This window comes from Flavobacterium rarum (SeqCode), assembly GCF_965234445.1.
GTDB lineage: Bacteria > Bacteroidota > Bacteroidia > Flavobacteriales > Flavobacteriaceae > Flavobacterium > Flavobacterium rarum.
Map to the genome: position 1 here is coordinate 321530 of NZ_OZ248490.1, position 18001 is coordinate 339530.

19 protein-coding genes are annotated in these 18001 nt (G+C 35.0%); 18 read left to right on the forward strand and 1 reads right to left on the reverse strand.

Features of this window, described 5'->3' with window-relative positions; translation table 11 throughout:
• Positions 1–132 precede the first annotated feature (132 nt).
• Positions 133–438 (reverse strand): rhodanese-like domain-containing protein, encoded by a 306-nt coding sequence (locus AC8GF4_RS09555; protein WP_506594225.1) that lies wholly within the window; start codon positions 436–438, stop codon positions 133–135.
• Positions 439–818: 380 nt separating this feature from the next.
• Between AC8GF4_RS09555 and AC8GF4_RS09560 the strand changes: the two genes are divergently transcribed.
• From AC8GF4_RS09560 to AC8GF4_RS09645, 18 genes are all read left to right on the forward strand, one after another.
• Complete coding sequence (locus AC8GF4_RS09560) at positions 819–1445, forward strand: Crp/Fnr family transcriptional regulator (RefSeq protein WP_506594227.1); 627 nt, start codon at positions 819–821, stop codon at positions 1443–1445.
• Between the two features lie 379 nt (positions 1446–1824).
• Positions 1825–2613: a sulfite exporter TauE/SafE family protein gene (locus AC8GF4_RS09565; protein WP_506594229.1), complete on the forward strand. Its 789-nt coding sequence runs from the start codon at positions 1825–1827 to the stop codon at positions 2611–2613.
• Between the two features lie 247 nt (positions 2614–2860).
• On the forward strand, positions 2861–4273 hold the full coding sequence (locus tag AC8GF4_RS09570) for an MBL fold metallo-hydrolase (protein ID WP_506594231.1): 1413 nt from the start codon (positions 2861–2863) through the stop codon (positions 4271–4273).
• Between the two features lie 283 nt (positions 4274–4556).
• Entirely contained in the window at positions 4557–4760 is a 204-nt protein-coding gene (locus AC8GF4_RS09575) for a YgaP family membrane protein (protein ID WP_506594233.1), read from the forward strand.
• A 2-nt stretch (positions 4761–4762) separates the two neighbouring features.
• Positions 4763–5596: a methyltransferase domain-containing protein gene (locus AC8GF4_RS09580; protein WP_506594235.1), complete on the forward strand. Its 834-nt coding sequence runs from the start codon at positions 4763–4765 to the stop codon at positions 5594–5596.
• A 165-nt stretch (positions 5597–5761) separates the two neighbouring features.
• Entirely contained in the window at positions 5762–5953 is a 192-nt protein-coding gene (locus AC8GF4_RS09585) for a hypothetical protein (protein ID WP_506594237.1), read from the forward strand.
• Positions 5954–5965: 12 nt separating this feature from the next.
• Positions 5966–6268, forward strand: coding sequence for a thioredoxin (trxA, locus tag AC8GF4_RS09590; RefSeq protein ID WP_506594239.1), 303 nt, complete (start codon positions 5966–5968; stop codon positions 6266–6268).
• Entirely contained in the window at positions 6265–6459 is a 195-nt protein-coding gene (locus AC8GF4_RS09595) for a DUF6132 family protein (RefSeq protein ID WP_506594241.1), read from the forward strand. Before trxA ends, AC8GF4_RS09595 begins: the two co-directional genes overlap by 4 nt.
• A gap of 366 nt (positions 6460–6825) precedes the next feature.
• Positions 6826–7419 (forward strand): TetR/AcrR family transcriptional regulator, encoded by a 594-nt coding sequence (locus tag AC8GF4_RS09600; RefSeq protein ID WP_506594243.1) that lies wholly within the window; start codon positions 6826–6828, stop codon positions 7417–7419.
• Positions 7416–8672, forward strand: a complete 1257-nt coding sequence (locus tag AC8GF4_RS09605) for a TolC family protein (protein WP_506594245.1) — start codon at positions 7416–7418, stop codon at positions 8670–8672. The genes AC8GF4_RS09600 and AC8GF4_RS09605 overlap by 4 nt, the downstream gene beginning before the upstream one ends.
• Before the next feature lie 80 nt (positions 8673–8752).
• Positions 8753–9631 carry an HlyD family secretion protein gene (locus tag AC8GF4_RS09610; RefSeq protein ID WP_506594246.1) on the forward strand — a complete coding sequence of 293 codons (879 nt, stop codon included), beginning with the start codon at positions 8753–8755 and terminating at the stop codon, positions 9629–9631.
• Positions 9632–9774: 143 nt separating this feature from the next.
• Positions 9775–10671: an ABC transporter ATP-binding protein gene (locus AC8GF4_RS09615; protein WP_506594247.1), complete on the forward strand. Its 897-nt coding sequence runs from the start codon at positions 9775–9777 to the stop codon at positions 10669–10671.
• A 154-nt stretch (positions 10672–10825) separates the two neighbouring features.
• A complete protein-coding gene (locus AC8GF4_RS09620) occupies positions 10826–11560 on the forward strand; it encodes an ABC transporter ATP-binding protein (protein ID WP_506594249.1) in 735 nt (244 codons plus the stop codon).
• A 105-nt stretch (positions 11561–11665) separates the two neighbouring features.
• Positions 11666–12772, forward strand: coding sequence for an ABC transporter permease (locus tag AC8GF4_RS09625; protein ID WP_506594250.1), 1107 nt, complete (start codon positions 11666–11668; stop codon positions 12770–12772).
• Positions 12773–12898: 126 nt separating this feature from the next.
• Entirely contained in the window at positions 12899–14023 is a 1125-nt protein-coding gene (locus AC8GF4_RS09630; protein ID WP_506594251.1) for an ABC transporter permease, read from the forward strand.
• A 40-nt stretch (positions 14024–14063) separates the two neighbouring features.
• Positions 14064–15218 (forward strand): NAD(P)H:quinone oxidoreductase, encoded by a 1155-nt coding sequence (gene wrbA, locus AC8GF4_RS09635; RefSeq protein WP_506594253.1) that lies wholly within the window; start codon positions 14064–14066, stop codon positions 15216–15218.
• Positions 15219–15326: 108 nt separating this feature from the next.
• Positions 15327–15548: a hypothetical protein gene (locus AC8GF4_RS09640; RefSeq protein ID WP_506594254.1), complete on the forward strand. Its 222-nt coding sequence runs from the start codon at positions 15327–15329 to the stop codon at positions 15546–15548.
• A gap of 152 nt (positions 15549–15700) precedes the next feature.
• The gene (locus AC8GF4_RS09645; protein WP_506594255.1) at positions 15701–17944 is read left to right on the forward strand and encodes an ammonia-forming cytochrome c nitrite reductase subunit c552; all 2244 of its coding nucleotides are present in this window, start codon (positions 15701–15703) and stop codon (positions 17942–17944) included.
• Positions 17945–18001: the final 57 nt, after the last annotated feature.

An 18001-nucleotide genomic window follows, 5' to 3' on the forward strand; every position in this document is an offset into this window, starting at 1 on the left:
TTAGATATAAATGTTATTTAAATTTTTGAAATACAGTATCACCATAAACTCTAAATAAGTGTTTGTGTGTGAATTTATGGAGATTTCAAATTAAATTTAAAAAAGAGGCCTTTGCCTCTTTAAGTATTCTTATTAAACTATGTCGCCATTCCATTCTATAATGCCTCCAAGCAAATTATAGGCATTTTCAAATCCTAACTCATTCATTATTTCACATGTTTTTCCGCTTCTGGCTCCAGAACGACAATACACATAATAATTTTTATTTTTATCCAATGCTGCAACCGCATCTATAAACTCTTGTCCTTTATGGAAATCAATATTAACAGAACCTTCTATAATACCTTGATCACATTCCTCTTCTGATCTCACATCTAGCATTACTGCTTTCTCGTCGGCTTCAAATTGTGAAATCCAATCTTCTTGTGTTAAATTCATATCTGTAAAATTTATTTTTTATTAGTCATTTATACTATTCTTTGCTTGAATGCTATTAATCGTGTCGCTTTCTTTTATAAGAATGCTAAAGCGATTTCATAATATATATATTTATGTAAAAATACGAGTTTTTCATCAAACAAACCACCTCTTTTTTGTGAATTAATCAATAAAACAAAGAAAACGTTTTCGTAAAAACCAATATTCAAAGAATCACAATATCTGTTATTTATAGTTTAAAATAAAGACTTAATACTCCTCAACTTTTATTTTTTTCACAATTTGTTAAATTTACATCATCCTCAATTTATTGAATTCTTCTCCTTTTTTATTACTTTTACCCTATTGGAAAATAACCGATTTTTTAAATAAACTATAAAATGCTTGATCCACTTAAAAACACATTTCCTTCTTTTTCAAACGAATTGATCCAAGATATAAAAACAAATGAAGTCATTAAAAACTTTAGTGCTGGTGAAATTATAATGCGAACTGGTCAATACATCAAAAACACGATTTTGGTAACCAAAGGAAGCATTAAAGTCTATCGCGAAGACGATGATGGAGGTGAATTTTTTATGTATTATTTACAGCCAGGTCAAGCTTGTGCCCTTTCCATGGTTTGTGCGGCAAAAAATGAAAAAAGCCAAATTATGGCCAAAGTAGTTGAGGATGCCGAAGTAATTATGGTTCCGTTATCGTTGATGGACAAATGGATGATGCAACATCGAACATGGTATGAATTTGTGATTGGCACTTATCGAAATCGTTTTGAAGAAGTATTGGAAGTGATCGATAGCATTGCCTTTAGAGCTATGGATGAAAGATTAGAATTTTACCTAAAACGCCAAGTCGAAGCCTGTGGTTGCAAAGAACTAAAACTTTCGCACCAAGAAATTGGATCGGATTTGAATACTTCTAGAGAAGTCATTTCACGATTGCTCAAAAAAATGGAACAACGGGGTTTGGTCATACTGCACCGCAACCAGATTGAAGTTAGAGGTTAGAGAAAAGAGGTTAGAAGTTAGAGGTTAGAAGTCAGGAGTTATTAGTTTCACTTGATTAACCCTTAACTCATATCGGATAACTCATAACCAACAACCCAAAACTCATAACCCATAACTCATAACCCATAACTCATAACCCATAACTCATAACCCATAACTCATAACCCAAAACTCATAACCCAAAACTCATAACTCATAACCAAAAACTCATAACTCATAACTCATAACCCCTAATACATAACTCATAACTCATAACCAACAACTCATAACTCTTAACCAATAACTCTTAACCCATAACTCTTAACTCTTAACAAAGTGACAAAAGTTACTGTACCTCAAAAAACATCTTCGCATCTTTGCAGTAAATAAAAACAAAAAAATGGAATATTTCGGTTATTTGGCTTCAATTATAATAGGTCTTTCTTTAGGGCTAATTGGTGGTGGTGGTTCTATACTGACCATTCCCATTTTGGTGTATTTATTCAAAATCGACCCTAAATTAGCGACTAGTTATTCCTTATTTATTGTCGGGATCACAGCATTATCAGGTTGCTTCAGCCATTACCGAATGGGGAATCTCAAAATCAAATCGGCATTGTATTTTGCTGTACCATCTGTATTTTCGATATTAGTTATACGTGAAGTAATCATCTTAAAGATTCCTAATGTTCTTTTTACAATCGATGGTTTTGAAGTCACCAAAAGCTTTTTAATCATGATCATTTTTGCAATTTTGATGATGGCAGCCTCTTTTTCGATGATTCGAAAAACCAATTCACAAATTCATTCAGGCGGCATTAATTACTTACAATTGGCTTTAATAGGTTCAATTGTTGGAATTGTAACTGGGTTTCTGGGTGCTGGTGGTGGTTTTTTAATTATTCCAGCTCTTTTGTTTTTTGCCAATTTGCCCATGAAACAAGCCGTTGGAACTTCATTATTAATCATCTTTATTAATTCTTCAATTGGCTTTGTCGGTGATTTATTCATTGGCACACCTATAAATTACCCTTTCTTATTCACTATTTCAGGAATGGCTTTTATAGGAATGCTTATTGGCACACAATTGTCCAAAAAACTCGATAGCGACAAACTAAAACCTATTTTTGGCTGGTTTGTATTAGTTATGGGAATCTATATCATTATTAAGGAATTTGGCTCAATATAGGAAACTTAGTTGCTAAGTTTCTGAGTTACTAAGACGAAAAAACAACCTATTGGCCTTTCATACAAAACTTAGTAACTCAGAATATCAGAAACTTAGAAACTTAGAAACATAGAATCTCAGTAACTTAGAATCTTAGAAAAGTAGAAACTCAGTAACTTATCAACTTCAATTAATCATAAGTAACAATTGTCACAGATAGTGTCACAAAACAGAATTAACTTTGTATCACATTAAAATTAAAAATACCATGCAAATAGAACAAATATATACAGGCTGTCTGGCACAAGGTGCTTATTATATCACATCCAATGGAGAAGCGGCTATAATTGACCCGCTTAGAGAAACACAACCCTATTTGGATAGAATAGAACGTGATGGCGTAAAATTAAAATATATTTTTGAAACCCACTTTCACGCCGATTTTGTTTCAGGCCATGTAGATTTAAGTAAAGAAACAGGAGCAAAAATTGTTTACGGACCAACCGCAAAACCTGAATTTGAAGCCACGGTAGCAACAGATAATCAAATTTTTGAAATTGGAAATATCAAAATAAAAGTACTGCACACTCCGGGTCATACCATGGAAAGTTCTACTTATCTATTAATTGACGAAAACGGAAAAGATCATGCCATTTTCTCTGGTGACACTTTGTTTATTGGCGATGTAGGAAGACCCGACCTTGCTCAAAAAGCAGCTTCAATGACCCAAGAGCAACTGGCAGGATTGTTATTCCATTCTTTAAGAGACAAAGTCATGACACTTGCAGATGATGTCATTGTATATCCTGCTCACGGTGCAGGAAGTGCCTGCGGAAAAAATATGAGTAAAGAAACCGTTTCGACCATTGGAAACCAAAAAGCGAATAATTATGCTTTGAGAGCCAATATGACCGAAGACGAATTCATCAAAGAAGTTACTGATGGTCTGCTCCCTCCTCCAGCCTATTTTGGAATGAATGTAGCCATGAACAAAAAAGGATACAATAGTTTCGAAAACGTATTGGATCTTGGAATGAAAGCATTAACAGCAAGCGAGTTTGAAGCCACCGCTGAAGAAACGGGCGCTTTAATCTTGGACACCCGAAACAATGGCGATTTTGCCAAAGGTTTTATTCCGCAATCCATAAACATTGGGGTCGATGGTGATTTTGCCCCTTGGGTTGGCGCTTTGATTGCCGATGTAAAACAGCCTATTTTATTGATTACCGAAGTGGGCCGGGAAAAAGAAACCGTTACCCGATTAAGCCGCGTGGGTTTTGATAATTTATTGGGACATTTAGAAGGCGGTTTTGAAGCTTGGAAAAAAGAAGCTAAGGAAATTGACACTGTAAACCGAATCAATGCCGAACAATTCAAAACACAAGTAAAAATTGGCGAAAGCAAAATAATCGACATCCGTAAAGCAACAGAATACAGCGCCGAGCATATTGAAGACGCTTACAGTAAACCCTTAGCGAACATCAACGATTGGGTAAAAGATATCAATCCAAATGAGCATTTCTTTATGCATTGCGCTGGTGGGTATCGCTCTATGATAGCCGCTTCGATTCTGCAAGCTCGAGGATTTAGAAACTTTACCGAGATTGAAGGCGGTTTCAATGCCATTGCCAAAACAGATGTTCAAAGAACCGATTTTGTATGCCAAAGTAAGATGCAATAATAATGAATCAATTTCAATGGCAATGACAATTTCAATGACAATGACAATGACAATGATAAATTAAAAAATAATTAGGGCGTGACCTAGTTGAGCAAAGGGGCTTACTTATAGTACCGCCTATTTGCCCCTTTGCTCAACTAGGTCGGGCTATCACGAGCGCTTTGGCGCCTTGCTTTATCCCTCACGCTTACCTTATATCAACATCATTTAGTTTAAATCAAGAAAATTCATTAGACAGTTAAAAACCAATAACTAAAATCATCAACTACAAACACTTTTTATTATGAAAAAAAATATGGGTCCGATAGACAAAATGATTCGTTCTGCAATTGGAATAATCATTGCAATATTATATTATTCAGGAGTGATCAATGGTACGCTTGCCATTGTATTATTGGCTTTTGCCATTGTTTTTTTACTCACTAGTTTTATTAGTTTTTGCCCTTTGTACACCATTTTAGGTATTAATACCTGTAAAAGAACATAAGAATGGAAGAATTAAAATGCTGCGTAGTGGTTTGCGACACCCCTTTGGACCAAAAATATTGGGACAATCAATATCAATCCAATACGATTGGTTGGGATTTAGGCGAAGTTTCCCCACCCTTAAAAAACTATATCGATACTTTACAAGATAAAACCATTCGGATTTTAATTCCTGGATGTGGCAATACCTATGAAGCAGAATGTCTTTTGGAGCAAGGGTTTACAAACATTACCGTTATTGATATTGCACCAACATTGGTCGAGAAACTTAAAACAAAATTCAAAGACAATTCCAATATCAAAATTGTTTTAGGAGACTTCTTCGAACATAAAGGCGAGTATGATTTAATAATCGAACAAACTTTCTTTTGTGCCTTGCCCCCAACAATGCGACAAAAATACGTTTGGAAAATGCATCAATTGCTAGCCAAAGAAGGAAAAATTGCTGGTTTATTATTCAACCGAACATTCGAAAGTAGCCCTCCTTTTGGCGGAAGCCAAGAAGAATATGAATTGCTTTTTCAAGAAGCTTTTAATTTTCAAAAAATGGAGGCTTGCCAAAATTCTGTTGCGCCAAGAGCTGGATCTGAATTATTCATAGAATTTCAAAAAAACGATGAAGTTATCGTAAATTTATACCCATTTGAAGGAATCACCTGTAATGGCTGTAAAAACACCGTTTCCGAAAAATTTGCAGCAATTGAAGGGGTTTTAAATGTGAGTATGAGCAACAATTTTGCCGAAGTATTAATAGTAAGCAAAACCGCAATTGCAATAGAAAATTTACAAAAAGAAATCGCATACGACGACAAATACAAAATTGGGCAAAAACTTTAGAAATTAAAAAAAACTCCAGCTAAAGCAGGAACCAATTCAGCACCAGATTTCCTGCAAGGTCTTTTTTTTTGACCTTGTAGGTTTTTAAAAACAAGAAACATACCTACAAGGTTTTTGAAACCTTGTAGGATTTCAAACAATTTAAACTTTTCATAAACCAAAAAAATGAAAGATCTACTATTCACCAACTGGCATGTCATGCGAGTTTTTCGTTTGGCATTTGCTATTTTCTTATTCGCACAGGTTTACTACACACACGAATGGTTTTTCATAGCCTTTGGTTTATTTTTCTTTGTTCAAGCCGTTTTCAATACCGGCTGCGGAGCAAATGGCTGTGCAATTCCTAGAAAAAAATAAATACCTAAAAAAATGAGTACTTTCAACAACATTATTCAATCCGAGAAACCCGTTTTGGTTGACTTTTTTGCTACTTGGTGCGGTCCTTGTCAAACATTGGCGCCTATTTTAAAACAAGTCAAAGACAATTTGGGAGAACGCATTTCTATCATCAAAATTGATGTGGACAAGAACCAACAAATAGCGTCACAATACCAAGTTCGTGGCGTTCCTACAATGATTCTTTTTCAAAACGGAAAGCAATTATGGAGACAATCTGGGGTTTTAAGCTCCTCCGATTTAATTAAAGTAATTGTAGAAAAAAGCAACTCATGACCAAAAAAGCGATCATTATCACTGGCATAGGCATTGTAGTTGGAGCGCTTGGCGGCTATTTGTATTATCACTTTATAGGTTGTGCTTCGGGCAGTTGCGCCATAACCTCAAAACCAGTAAACTCGACACTTTATGGTGGTTTACTAGGTGGACTATTGTTCAATATGTTTGTAAAAGAAGAGCGGAAATAGAAATCTATTTTAAATAAATCAAACACCGATTACAAACTACCTAAAAAAATCTGTGATAACAGGGCAAACGCATTAAAAAAAAGTTGACACGAATTACACGAATTACACGAATTTTCACTAATTTTTGTGCGCCTAAAAAATAAATTTTCACTAATTTTTTATGCCTTTGGCGGATTCGTGAAATATTATGATATCCAAATTCGTGCTATTTCGTGTATAAAATCTTAAAATATTTTTAATGCGTTTGCCCTGTCTGTGATAATCTGTGTAATCTGTGTCAAAAAAATTTCGTTAAGTATTTCAACTCGAAATACTTTTTTTATCTATCTTTGTTAACCAAACGGTTAAACCGAACAGTTAATACCAATGACCACAGAAGAAAAAATATTCAACGCCGCTAGAATTGTATTCCAAAAAAAGGGATTCGCTGGTGCGCGCATGCAAGAAATTGCAGACGAAGCTGGCATCAACAAAGCAATGCTTCATTATTGCTTCAAGAGCAAACAAATGCTTTTTGAAGCGGTGTTTATGAATGCTTTTTCGCAACTAGCACCACAGATTAATGAAATTTTCAATTCAGAGGAAACCGTTTTTAATAAGATTCGGAAATTCACTCATAGTTACATTTCCTTCGTTATTCATAACCCTTATTTACCCGCTTTTCTAATTCAGGAAATGAACAACAATCCTGAATTTGCAAAATCATTACTACATCATAAAAACAGACCCAATCCGGCTTCTTTAATCATTCAAATTGAAAAAGAAATAGCAAGTGGCATCATCAAACCAATTAATCCGAAACAACTGTTGTTAGATATTTTTTCAATGACTGTTTTTCCATTTGCGGCGACTATGATGGTAAGAGGAATTATTCAAATTTCGGAAACTGAATTTAACGAAATGATGGAAGAACGAAAAACGAGCATAGCCGAAACTATTATTAATTCGATTAAAAAATGAGAACTTCAAAATACACCCTTAGCCTCTTATTTTTAGTACCCTTTTTTGCACAAGCTCAGCAAAAGATGACACTGGAAAATTGTTATTCTTTGGTTCATAAAAATTATCCAACGGCCAAACAAATAACTTTATTACAACAAAAATCGGATTATGAAGTGAATGCTTTACAAACGGGAAAACTGCCAAAAATCGATTTGAATGCACAAGGAACCTATCAAAATCAGGTGACAACAATACCAAATCCTTTTTTGGAACCCTTGAATAAAGACCAATACAAAGCCACCTTAGATGTCAATCAGTTGTTGTATAATGGCGGTTTGATTGATGCGAACAGTAAACTCAAAGAAGCACAAACCAAAACCCAACAGCAACAAGTCGAGGTAAATTTATACCAACTAAAGTCCAAAATCAATCAGCTATTTTTCTCTATTTTACTTTTACAAGAGCGCAAAGCACTTTTACTTTCGAAACAAGAACAGTTAGTTTCGAGAATCAAAGAAGTAAAAGCAGGTGTGCAATTTGGAGCCATTTTGCCTGCTTCCGAAAAAGTTTTAGAAGCCGAAAACCTGAAAATCAAACAACAGCTTTCCGAAATTCAATACGACAAGAAAAGACTTTTCGAAAACCTATCTTCCTTAACCTATTCCACAATTTCTGAAACAACACTCTTAGAAAAACCAGTGATTGCCACAGAAAAAAACACCACAATCAATCGTCCTGAATTGAAATATTATGAATTACAAGACCAACAAATTGAAGCTTCAAAAAGCATTATAACCAAAAATAACCTCCCTAAGGTAAATGCCTTCGGAATCGCAGGTTATGGAAATCCGGGATTGAATATGATTGACAACTCGTTTCAACCCATTTTTATGGTGGGATTAAAAGCCAACTGGACAGTCTTTGATTGGAACAAATCCAAAACGGAAAAGGAAGCACTCTCTATTTCTGCTGATATCATTGCTACCGAAAAAGAAACTTTCTTACTCAACAACTACATTCAATTGCAAGAAATCAATGCCGAAATACAAAAATCGGAAGCCAATATTGCCACCGATACCGATATCATTGCATTACGAGAATATGTAGAGAAATCGGCCAGTTCTCAATTAAAAAACGGAGTCATTACTGCCTCCGAATATTTGACTGAATTTACCAATTTGTACGAAGCCAAAAACAGTCAAAAAATTCACGAAATACAATTGGAACTCGCCAAAGCCAATTATCAAGTTATAAAAGGAGCCCGTCCCTAGCCCCACCCCGCCCCTAGCCCCTAAAGGGGGATAATAGTGCAAACAAGATTAAACTTTTAAACGATTAAACTTTTAAACAAATGAAACAAATAATCATATTCTTACTCTTAGCAAGTCTGATTTCGTGCAACAACACCAATGAAAAAGCCGATGGTTATGGCAATTTTGAAGCTACCGAAGTTACAATTTCGGCGGAAGCCAATGGAAAACTGGAGTTTTTAAATCTAGAAGAAGGTGATCTACTCGAACCAAATACTTTAGTAGGATTGGTCGATACTACACAATTGTATTTCAACAAACAACAACTGGTAGCTTCAAAAGCAACGGTATATTCTAAATCTGAAAATGTGCTGTCACAAATTAGTGTATTGCAGGCTCAACTCAAAACCACTTTTATAGAACAAAAAAGAATTCAGAATATGTTTGCCGAAAACGCCGCCACCAAACGCCAAGTCGATGAAATTGAAGGTAAAGTCGATGTCATTAAAGAACAAATAAAAGGAGTTCAAACCCAAAATGCACCCATTATAAACGAAATTGCCCCAATTGATGTTCAAATCAAAAAGATAAATGACCAAATCAAGAACAGCAAAATCATCAATCCAATAAAAGCAACCGTTTTGGCCAAATATGCCGAACCCAATGAGATCACTTCCTTTGGAAAACCGCTTTATAAAATAGCCAATCTTAGCCAAATGACACTGCGGGTTTATATTAGCGAAACACAATTGCCAAACGTAAAATTAAATCAAAAAGTAACCGTGAAAATTGATAATGGAACCGAAATGAAATCGTATCCGGGAACCATTTCCTGGATTTCATCGGTAGCGGAGTTTACCCCGAAAATCATTCAAACGAAAGAAGAACGCATAAACTTAGTCTATGCCGTAAAAGTAGATGCAAAAAATGACGGCAGTTTAAAAATAGGAATGCCTGCAGAAATGTGGGTATCCCCCTAGCCCCCAAAGGGGGAACAAAAATTAAGCCATTAAGAAATTAAGTATATTAAGCTTTATCCCTTAATGGTTCACAAACTTTAAACTTTTTCAAACCTGTAAAATAGTATTGAAATTGATTTTTGCCATTGAAATTGCCATTGACCATGAGTATAAAAGTCCAAAACATTTCCAAATCCTACAACAAGATAAAAGCGGTTGATGCCATTACTTTTGAAGTAAGTGAAGGTGAAATATTTGGCCTCATTGGCCCTGATGGCGCAGGAAAAACAACGCTTTTCAGGATATTGACCACTTTGCTTTTTGCTGACGAAGGAACCGCTTCCGTAGTAGGTTTTGATGTTGTAAACCAATACAAATCCATACGGAATTGTGTGGGTTATATGCCTGGGAAATTTTCTTTATATCCTGATTTATCAGTTGAAGAAAATTTAACTTTTTTTGCAACCCTTTTTGGAACAACTATTGAGGAAAATTACGATTTAATCAAAGATATTTACATTCAGATAGAACCTTTTAAAAACCGAAGAGCAGGTGCACTTTCGGGCGGAATGAAACAAAAACTGGCTTTGTGTTGTGCTTTAATTCACAAACCAAAAGTCCTGTTTCTGGATGAACCCACAACAGGAGTGGATCCGGTGTCCCGAAAAGAATTTTGGCAAATGCTCAAGCGACTGCAACAAAAAGGAATTACGATTTTGGTTTCAACTCCTTATATGGACGAAGCGGCTTTGTGCGACCGAATTGCCTTAATCCAAAAAGGCGAAATTTTAAAAATTGATTCTCCGCAAAACATTATAGAAAACTACGAAAAAACCATTTATGATGTCCGAGCCAAAAACACGTACCAACTCCTACTCGATTTAAAGAGTTATCCAAGTCAATACAGTGTTTATGCCTTTGGAGAATCGATTCATTATACTGATAAAGAAACTGAATTTAATCCTGATGCATTAAAGAAATATTTAGAAGAAAAAAAACATACCGAAATAGCAATCCGAATAACAAAACCAACCATAGAAGATGTTTTTATGGATTTGTAAAAAAGGTTAAACACAGATTTGCTTCGCCAATTCGCTATCGCTCGGGTCACAGATTTGCACAGATTGGTTTGGTGTGAATTTGACAAAAAAATAAGCTGTAAAAAATCTGTGAAATCTGTGAAATCTGTGTCTAAAAAAAATCTGTATCTAAAAAATGAACCAAGAAAAAATCATAACCGTAAAAAACCTCACCAAAGAATTTGGCAGTTTCACCGCAGTCGACAGTATTTCTTTTGATGTGTATAAAGGAGAGATTTTTGGGTTTCTGGGTGCAAATGGAGCCGGAAAAACGACAGCTATGAAAATGCTTATCGGGATTTCAAAACCCACATCTGGCGAAGCAATCGTAGCGGGTTTTGATGTAAAAACCCAAGCCGAAATGGTCAAAAAAAGTATTGGGTATATGAGCCAAAAGTTCTCGATGTATGACGATTTGACCATCAAGGAAAACATCACTTTCTTTGGCGGAATCTATGGCTTGACCCGTGCTAAAATCAAAGAAAAAACAGCACAATTAATTCAAGAACTTGGCTTACATGATGTTGCTGACAAGTTGGTAAAATCCCTGCCTCAAGGCTGGAAGCAGAAACTTTCCTTTTCGGTTGCATTGTTGCACGAACCCAAAATAGTATTCCTAGACGAACCCACAGGAGGTGTTGACCCCATAACAAGAAGACAATTCTGGGAAATGATTTACGCCGAAGCACACAAAGGCACCACACTATTTGTCACCACGCATTATATGGACGAAGCCGAATATTGTGACCGAGTTTCGATCATGGTCGAAGGAAAAATAGAAGCCCTTGACAGTCCAAAAAAATTAAAACAAAAATATAATGTCGATTCCATGAATGATGTATTCTTGAAACTCGCTCGAAACGTGGAATAAATTTTAAACCATTAAGAAATTAAGTTCATTAAGTTACCCCCTATCTTAATTTTCTTAATACCTTATGGTTAAAAACTTTTAAACTTTTAAACAATTTTAAAAAAAATGAAAAGATTCATCGGTTTTGTAACAAAAGAATTCTACCACATTTTTCGGGACAAACGTACTATGTTTATTCTTTTCGGAATGCCTATGGTTCAGATTATGCTGTTTGGATTTGCCATTACCAATGAAATCAATAATGTCAATATTGCTATTTTCGACCAATCCAAAGACAGCGAAACCCAACAAATCATCAATAAAATAAGTGCATCCAAGTATTTCAAGATTCAGGACCAGATCACCCACGAAACCCAAATCGAAAGCGTTTTCCGAACTGGAAAAGTCAAAGCAGTTTTGGTTTTTGAAAAAAACTTTATTCAAAACCTACAAAATAAAAAAATAGCCAAAGTCCAAGTTATCACCGATGCCACCGACCCGAATATGGCCAATACGATTACCAATTATATCAACGCCATTTTACAGAATTACTCGCAAGAAATCAATAAAAATGACAAACCTGTCTATCAAATCCAAACACAAACCCAACTTTATTACAACCCCGAACTCAAGAGTGTTTTCACTTTTGTGCCTGGCGTGATGACGGTAATTTTGATGCTGGTTTCGGCCATGATGACCTCCATTTCGATCACACGAGAAAAAGAAATGGGCACTATGGAAGTGCTTTTGGTTTCGCCTATAAAACCCTTTCAAGTGGTCATTGGAAAAGTTTTTCCATATATTTTTCTATCGATAATAAATGCGACAATCATTTTACTTCTAGGCGTTTTTGTCTTCAAAATGCCCATCGAAGGAAGTTTGCTCTTATTGGCATTAGAAAGCATTTTATTCATCATCACCGCATTGTCACTGGGGATTTTAATCTCTACCATTGCCCAATCGCAGCAAACCGCCATGATGTTTTCTTTGGCGGGATTAATGCTTCCCGTAATCATATTGTCGGGATTCATTTTCCCTATTTCGAGTATGCCGTTGCCACTACAAATCATGAGCAACATTATCCCAGCCAAGTGGTTTATTATCATCATCAAAGCCATCATGCTCAAAGGAGCCACAATTCATACCATCTGGAAAGAGACATTAATTCTGGTTGGAATGACAGTGTTTTTTATAGCATTAAGCATCAAAAAATATAAAATACGACTGGAGTAGAGAAAAAGAAAAAAGAATATAGAATAGAGAAAATAGACCTATAAGCAGTATAAAAACTTTGCGCCTTAGCGTCTTAGTGGTAAAAACCTTTGCGGTAAAAAAACACAGCTGAAAAAAAGCATCAAAATGAAAACAATCCTATTCATCATTCAGAAAGAATTCAGACAAATCTTTAGAAACAAAGGAATGTTGCCTGTTATATTTGTATTACCCCTTATTCAACTTTTGATTTTATCCAATGCCGCCAGTTTTGAAATCCAAAATATCAAGTTCTCCTTTATTGACCACGATCATTCTGCTGCTTCCAGAGAACTTATCAGTAAATTTCAGGCTTCAAAATCTTTCAAAATAGTAAACCAATTCAATACAAAAGAAGCAGCCAATATCGAAATGCAAAAAGGAAACGTCGATATCATTCTCGAAATTCCCACCCATTTCGAACGCAACCTCATCACAGATAAAACCACAACACTTTCTGTAAGCATCAATGCCATTGACGGCGCTTCGGCAGGAGTTGAGAACGTTTATGTTTCGCAAATCATAGGAACGTACAACCAAAAAATACAAAGTGAATTTTTGCAATACAACAACGGCACAATTGTAGTTCCACAAAACATAGTTACTATCCCTTCGTTTTGGTACAACAACACACTGAATTACAAAACGTATATGGTACCGGGAATTCTTGTTTTATTGGTCACAATGATTACACTTTTCCTTTCGGCTATGAATATCGTTCGGGAGAAAGAAATCGGCACTTTGGAGCAAATCAATGTCACTCCCATACGAAAATACCAATTCATTATAGGCAAATTATTCCCTTTTTGGATACTTGGTTTGGTCATTTTAACCATTGGATTACTAATTGCAAAACTCGTTTTCAATGTTCCGATGTTGGGCAGTTTAGTATTAATTTATGCCTTTACTTCTGTTTATTTATTACTCATTTTGGGAATCGGATTATTTATATCCAATCATACCGATACCCAACAGCAAGCTATGTTTATTGCTTGGTTCTTTATGGTGATTTTTATTTTGATGAGTGGATTATTTACCCCTATTGAAAGTATGCCGCAATGGGCTCAAAACATCACCTTGTTTAACCCGATTCGTTATTTTGTTGAAATCATCAGAATGGTCATGCTCAAAGGCGCCACGTTTTCGGATATTACAGCACAATTTAGTATCATTACAGCTTATGCAATTATCTTAAATGCTTTGGCGGTATTGAGTTATAAAAAAGTTAATTAGAATAGTTTTAAATAAAAAGAAGCTATTTTTACAAAAAAACATGATTAAATTACTATCTTATTTTACGATTCTTATACTTACAACCTCAATGCTACATTCCCAAACAAAAGAAACTAATGTCTTGGTATTAATACATTCCCAAGGAGGCAACACCTACAAATTAGCCAAAGGAATTGTTGAAGGAATTAAGTCAGTACCAAATGCAAAAGCTATCATCAAAAGAATTCCTTCTATAAATCCAAATGAAAAACTAAATGAAGAAGTAGCGAAATTACCAATTGCTACAATTGAAGAGCTAGCCAACTACGATGGTATAGCATTTGGAAGCCCAGTACATTTTGCGAATATTAGTGCTGACATGAGCTATTTTTTCAGCAAAAGTATCCCAATTTGGACAGCAAGAGAATTAGAAGGTAAACCCGCAACTGTTTTTATGGCTTCTGGATCTGGAGCAGGTAGAGAAGCCGCTATTCTTTCTTTTTGGAATACATTAGCATTACACGGAATGATTATAGTCCCAACAGGCTTAATGGGAACAGATAAACTAGACAAAACAATACCGCAAGGAAACACCCCTTGGGGAGCATCTTCGATAGCCAGAACTTCTGAAAACCAACCTTCAGAAAGTGAAATCTACTTAGCTAAAGAGCAAGGAAAAGCAATCGCAAAAGCAGCTATGGGATTAAAATCTGTAGCTTCAAAAAACATTCCTTTAACAAAAATAAACGATCCTGTTTGGGATGTTAATACCGTTTTAAAAGAGAATAATATCATCATTCCAGAAGCACCAAAACCAGTTGGAAATTATGTGCCATTTGTAATCGCAGACCACAAAATATACATCAACCAAGTAGCACTTAAAGATGGTAAAATAGTAAACCCTGGTAAAATTGGGGCTACAATTACAGATGAACAAGCAAAAGAAGCAACCTATCAAACCATGCTAAATGTTATCGCAGTTTTAAAAGAAGCTTGTGGAGGTGATCTCAATAAAGTTAAAAAATGCATACAACTTACGGGCTTTTTTAATACCACTCCCGATTTTACCCAGCATGCCTCAATAATGAATTCCGCTTCAAATTTAACCGCCCAAGTTTTTGGAGAAAAAGGAAAACATGCCAGAGCTACAGTTGGAGCAGTTTCATTACCACTTAATTCGGCTGTAGAAATTCAAGCTATTTTCGAAATAGAATAACACTTTTGTATTTGTTGAAAAAAATAAGTATTAATGAGTTATAAAAAAGTTAATTAATAGCGGCAATTCAGAAAAAACTATAAATTTGAAAAATCAAAAAATTAAAATATGAAAAACATAGTAACAATTTTAGCTGTAGCATTATTTTCAATAGGAATGAATGTTAGTGCTCAAGAAGCCAAACCAAAAACGACTTCAAAAGCAAAAACAGAAAGTACTGCTAAAAAAGCCTGTACAAAAGACCATAAGGATTGTACTGCTGAAGAAAAGAAAACTTGTGATAAAACAAAAAAAGCTTGTTGTGCTGCAAAAACAGAAAAGAAAGCGTAATGTAATTTAATTTATAATACCCCTAAAGAGAGTGTTTGTACCTGCAAACACTCTCTTTTTTTTACCAAAAAAACTACCATTGGAGTTAATTTATAAGCATAATATCTTTGCTCCTATTTATTAATTATTTATTTTTGAACAAATCTTTTTCAATGTTCAAAAAATCTTCGATTGTTGTTGCTATCTTTCTCTTATTGTTTGCTGTTTTCAGAGTTTTTATCGTAGACAGTTGTAGTTCTAAAGAAGCTGAATATACCGAAGTCCTCTCTTCTAATAATGCTTATGTGGGAGATCAATCTTGTATAAAATGCCACACCAATGAGCATCACCAGTGGAAACAATCAGACCATTATATGTCGATGTTACTGCCCAATGATTCTACTGTAAAAGGGGATTTCAATAATGTAACTTTTACAGCAGACGGAATTACTAGCCGTTTTTACAAAAAAGGTTCTAAATTTTTTATAAATACAGAAGGAGATGATGGCAAAATTCATGATTTTGAAGTTGCCTATATCTTTGGATACAAACCATTGCAACAATATTTAGTTCATTTTCCAGGTGGCCGTATGCAGGTTCCTCGTTTGAGTTGGGATGTCAACCAAAAAAAATGGTTCAATCAATATGCGGGTCAAAAAATACCATCGCATGATTGGTTGCATTGGACTGGAAATGCACAAAACTGGAATACGATGTGCGCCTCTTGTCACTCAACCAATTTACATAAAAACTACGACAGCAAAACAGATACTTACAAAACCAATTATAGCGTTATCAATGTAAGTTGCGAAAGTTGTCATGGTGCTGGACAAAAACACCTTGGGTATGTTAATGGTGACGATTACAAATCTGGGGATAAAGTATTGGGTAGTTTTATGAAGTTAGGCAAAAAATCAGGGCAATTAGAACAAATTAATACTTGTGCGCCTTGTCACATGCGTGCCACTGAAATCAGCCCAAAACATATTGACAGTCCAGAAATCATGGACAATTACATTCCACAAATTCCAGATACTGAAAATTTCCACGCAGATGGACAAGTTGATCATGAAGATTACATTTACACCTCTTTTTTACAAAGTAAAATGTTTAGCAAAGGAGTTAAATGCAGTAATTGTCATAATCCGCACACCACAAAACTAAAATTCATTGGCAATCAAACTTGCACTCAATGCCATATTCCAAACAAATATGACACTCCAAAACACACTTTCCATCCCATAGGAACAAATGGTGCTTCCTGTGTAAACTGTCACATGCCCGGGAAATTATATATGGGAAATGATTTGCGTCACGACCATAGTTTTAGAGTGCCACGTCCAGATCTCTCCGTAAAATATGGTACTCCAAATGCGTGTAGCAATTGTCATAAAGACCAATCGGAAAAAGTTTTGGCCGATGCGGTTGTCAAATGGTACGGTCCCAATAGAAAATACCATTTTGCAGATGATTTGATTCCCGGAAGTAAACAGGATTCCAAAAGTGAATTACACCTTACCAAATTAATAGTTGACAAAAACACACCCAATATTATAAAAGCGACTTCAGCATTTTATTTGGGAAGTATCACAACCCAAACAAGTTTAAACACTTTATTGACTTGTTTGAACCAAAAAGATGCACAAGTAAGATACAGAGCATTACGTTCATTGGCAAATTTTCCTCCAACGAATTGGATTGATAAAGTAGCTCCTTTATTGTCTGATAAAGTACGAGCAGTCCGCATCGCAGCTGCAGATCTTTTTATAACTGTACCAAAAGACAAGATTCCTAGTCAAAATGCAACTGCTTTTGAAGCAGCTAATGCTGAATTACTGAGCTACCTTCGTTATCAAACTGATTTCTCTGTTGGAAACATAATGCTTGCCGACTATTATCTAAAATTACAAGACTATACAAATGCTGAATCTTTTTATTTAAAAGGACTTCGAAAAGACAGTCAGATGAATTATGCATTGCTCAATTTATCATCATTATACAATGCAGTTGGAAAAAATGATGCCTCATTGCAAATGCTAAAAAGAGCTTTGGCAAATGACAAAAACAATGAACGCATTTATTACAATTTGGCCTTATTGTATAACGAAATGAATGACAAACCCAATGCCGAAAAATCTTTTGCAAAAGCAATAGAATTGAATTCTCAAAATCCAAGAGTATATTATAATTATGGATTAATGCTTAATGCCAATCAAAAATACAAAGAAGCAGAAGCCATTTTCTTAAAAGGAATTCAAATTAGTCCCAACACACCCGATTTGTACTATGGCCTTACTTTTGTTTATATACAAACTGGCAATAAGGTAAAAGCACGACAAACTGCCCTTAAATTAAACCAATTGGACCCAACTAATCCTAATTATCAGGAATTGTTTAAAAATTTGGGAATTCAATAATAGCTTTATATTCTGATACAATTTAGTACCCAAAAACATATAAAGCAGATAAAATCA

Coding starts and splice junctions, on each gene's coding strand:
- AC8GF4_RS09555 (WP_506594225.1), bottom strand. CDS start 438: ATGAATTTAACACAAGAAGATTGGATTTCACAATTTGAAGCCGACGAG.
- AC8GF4_RS09560 (WP_506594227.1), top strand. CDS start 819: ATGCTTGATCCACTTAAAAACACATTTCCTTCTTTTTCAAACGAATTG.
- AC8GF4_RS09565 (WP_506594229.1), top strand. CDS start 1,825: ATGGAATATTTCGGTTATTTGGCTTCAATTATAATAGGTCTTTCTTTA.
- AC8GF4_RS09570 (WP_506594231.1), top strand. CDS start 2,861: ATGCAAATAGAACAAATATATACAGGCTGTCTGGCACAAGGTGCTTAT.
- AC8GF4_RS09575 (WP_506594233.1), top strand. CDS start 4,557: ATGAAAAAAAATATGGGTCCGATAGACAAAATGATTCGTTCTGCAATT.
- AC8GF4_RS09580 (WP_506594235.1), top strand. CDS start 4,763: ATGGAAGAATTAAAATGCTGCGTAGTGGTTTGCGACACCCCTTTGGAC.
- AC8GF4_RS09585 (WP_506594237.1), top strand. CDS start 5,762: ATGAAAGATCTACTATTCACCAACTGGCATGTCATGCGAGTTTTTCGT.
- trxA (WP_506594239.1), top strand. CDS start 5,966: ATGAGTACTTTCAACAACATTATTCAATCCGAGAAACCCGTTTTGGTT.
- AC8GF4_RS09595 (WP_506594241.1), top strand. CDS start 6,265: ATGACCAAAAAAGCGATCATTATCACTGGCATAGGCATTGTAGTTGGA.
- AC8GF4_RS09600 (WP_506594243.1), top strand. CDS start 6,826: ATGACCACAGAAGAAAAAATATTCAACGCCGCTAGAATTGTATTCCAA.
- AC8GF4_RS09605 (WP_506594245.1), top strand. CDS start 7,416: ATGAGAACTTCAAAATACACCCTTAGCCTCTTATTTTTAGTACCCTTT.
- AC8GF4_RS09610 (WP_506594246.1), top strand. CDS start 8,753: ATGAAACAAATAATCATATTCTTACTCTTAGCAAGTCTGATTTCGTGC.
- AC8GF4_RS09615 (WP_506594247.1), top strand. CDS start 9,775: ATGAGTATAAAAGTCCAAAACATTTCCAAATCCTACAACAAGATAAAA.
- AC8GF4_RS09620 (WP_506594249.1), top strand. CDS start 10,826: ATGAACCAAGAAAAAATCATAACCGTAAAAAACCTCACCAAAGAATTT.
- AC8GF4_RS09625 (WP_506594250.1), top strand. CDS start 11,666: ATGAAAAGATTCATCGGTTTTGTAACAAAAGAATTCTACCACATTTTT.
- AC8GF4_RS09630 (WP_506594251.1), top strand. CDS start 12,899: ATGAAAACAATCCTATTCATCATTCAGAAAGAATTCAGACAAATCTTT.
- wrbA (WP_506594253.1), top strand. CDS start 14,064: ATGATTAAATTACTATCTTATTTTACGATTCTTATACTTACAACCTCA.
- AC8GF4_RS09640 (WP_506594254.1), top strand. CDS start 15,327: ATGAAAAACATAGTAACAATTTTAGCTGTAGCATTATTTTCAATAGGA.
- AC8GF4_RS09645 (WP_506594255.1), top strand. CDS start 15,701: ATGTTCAAAAAATCTTCGATTGTTGTTGCTATCTTTCTCTTATTGTTT.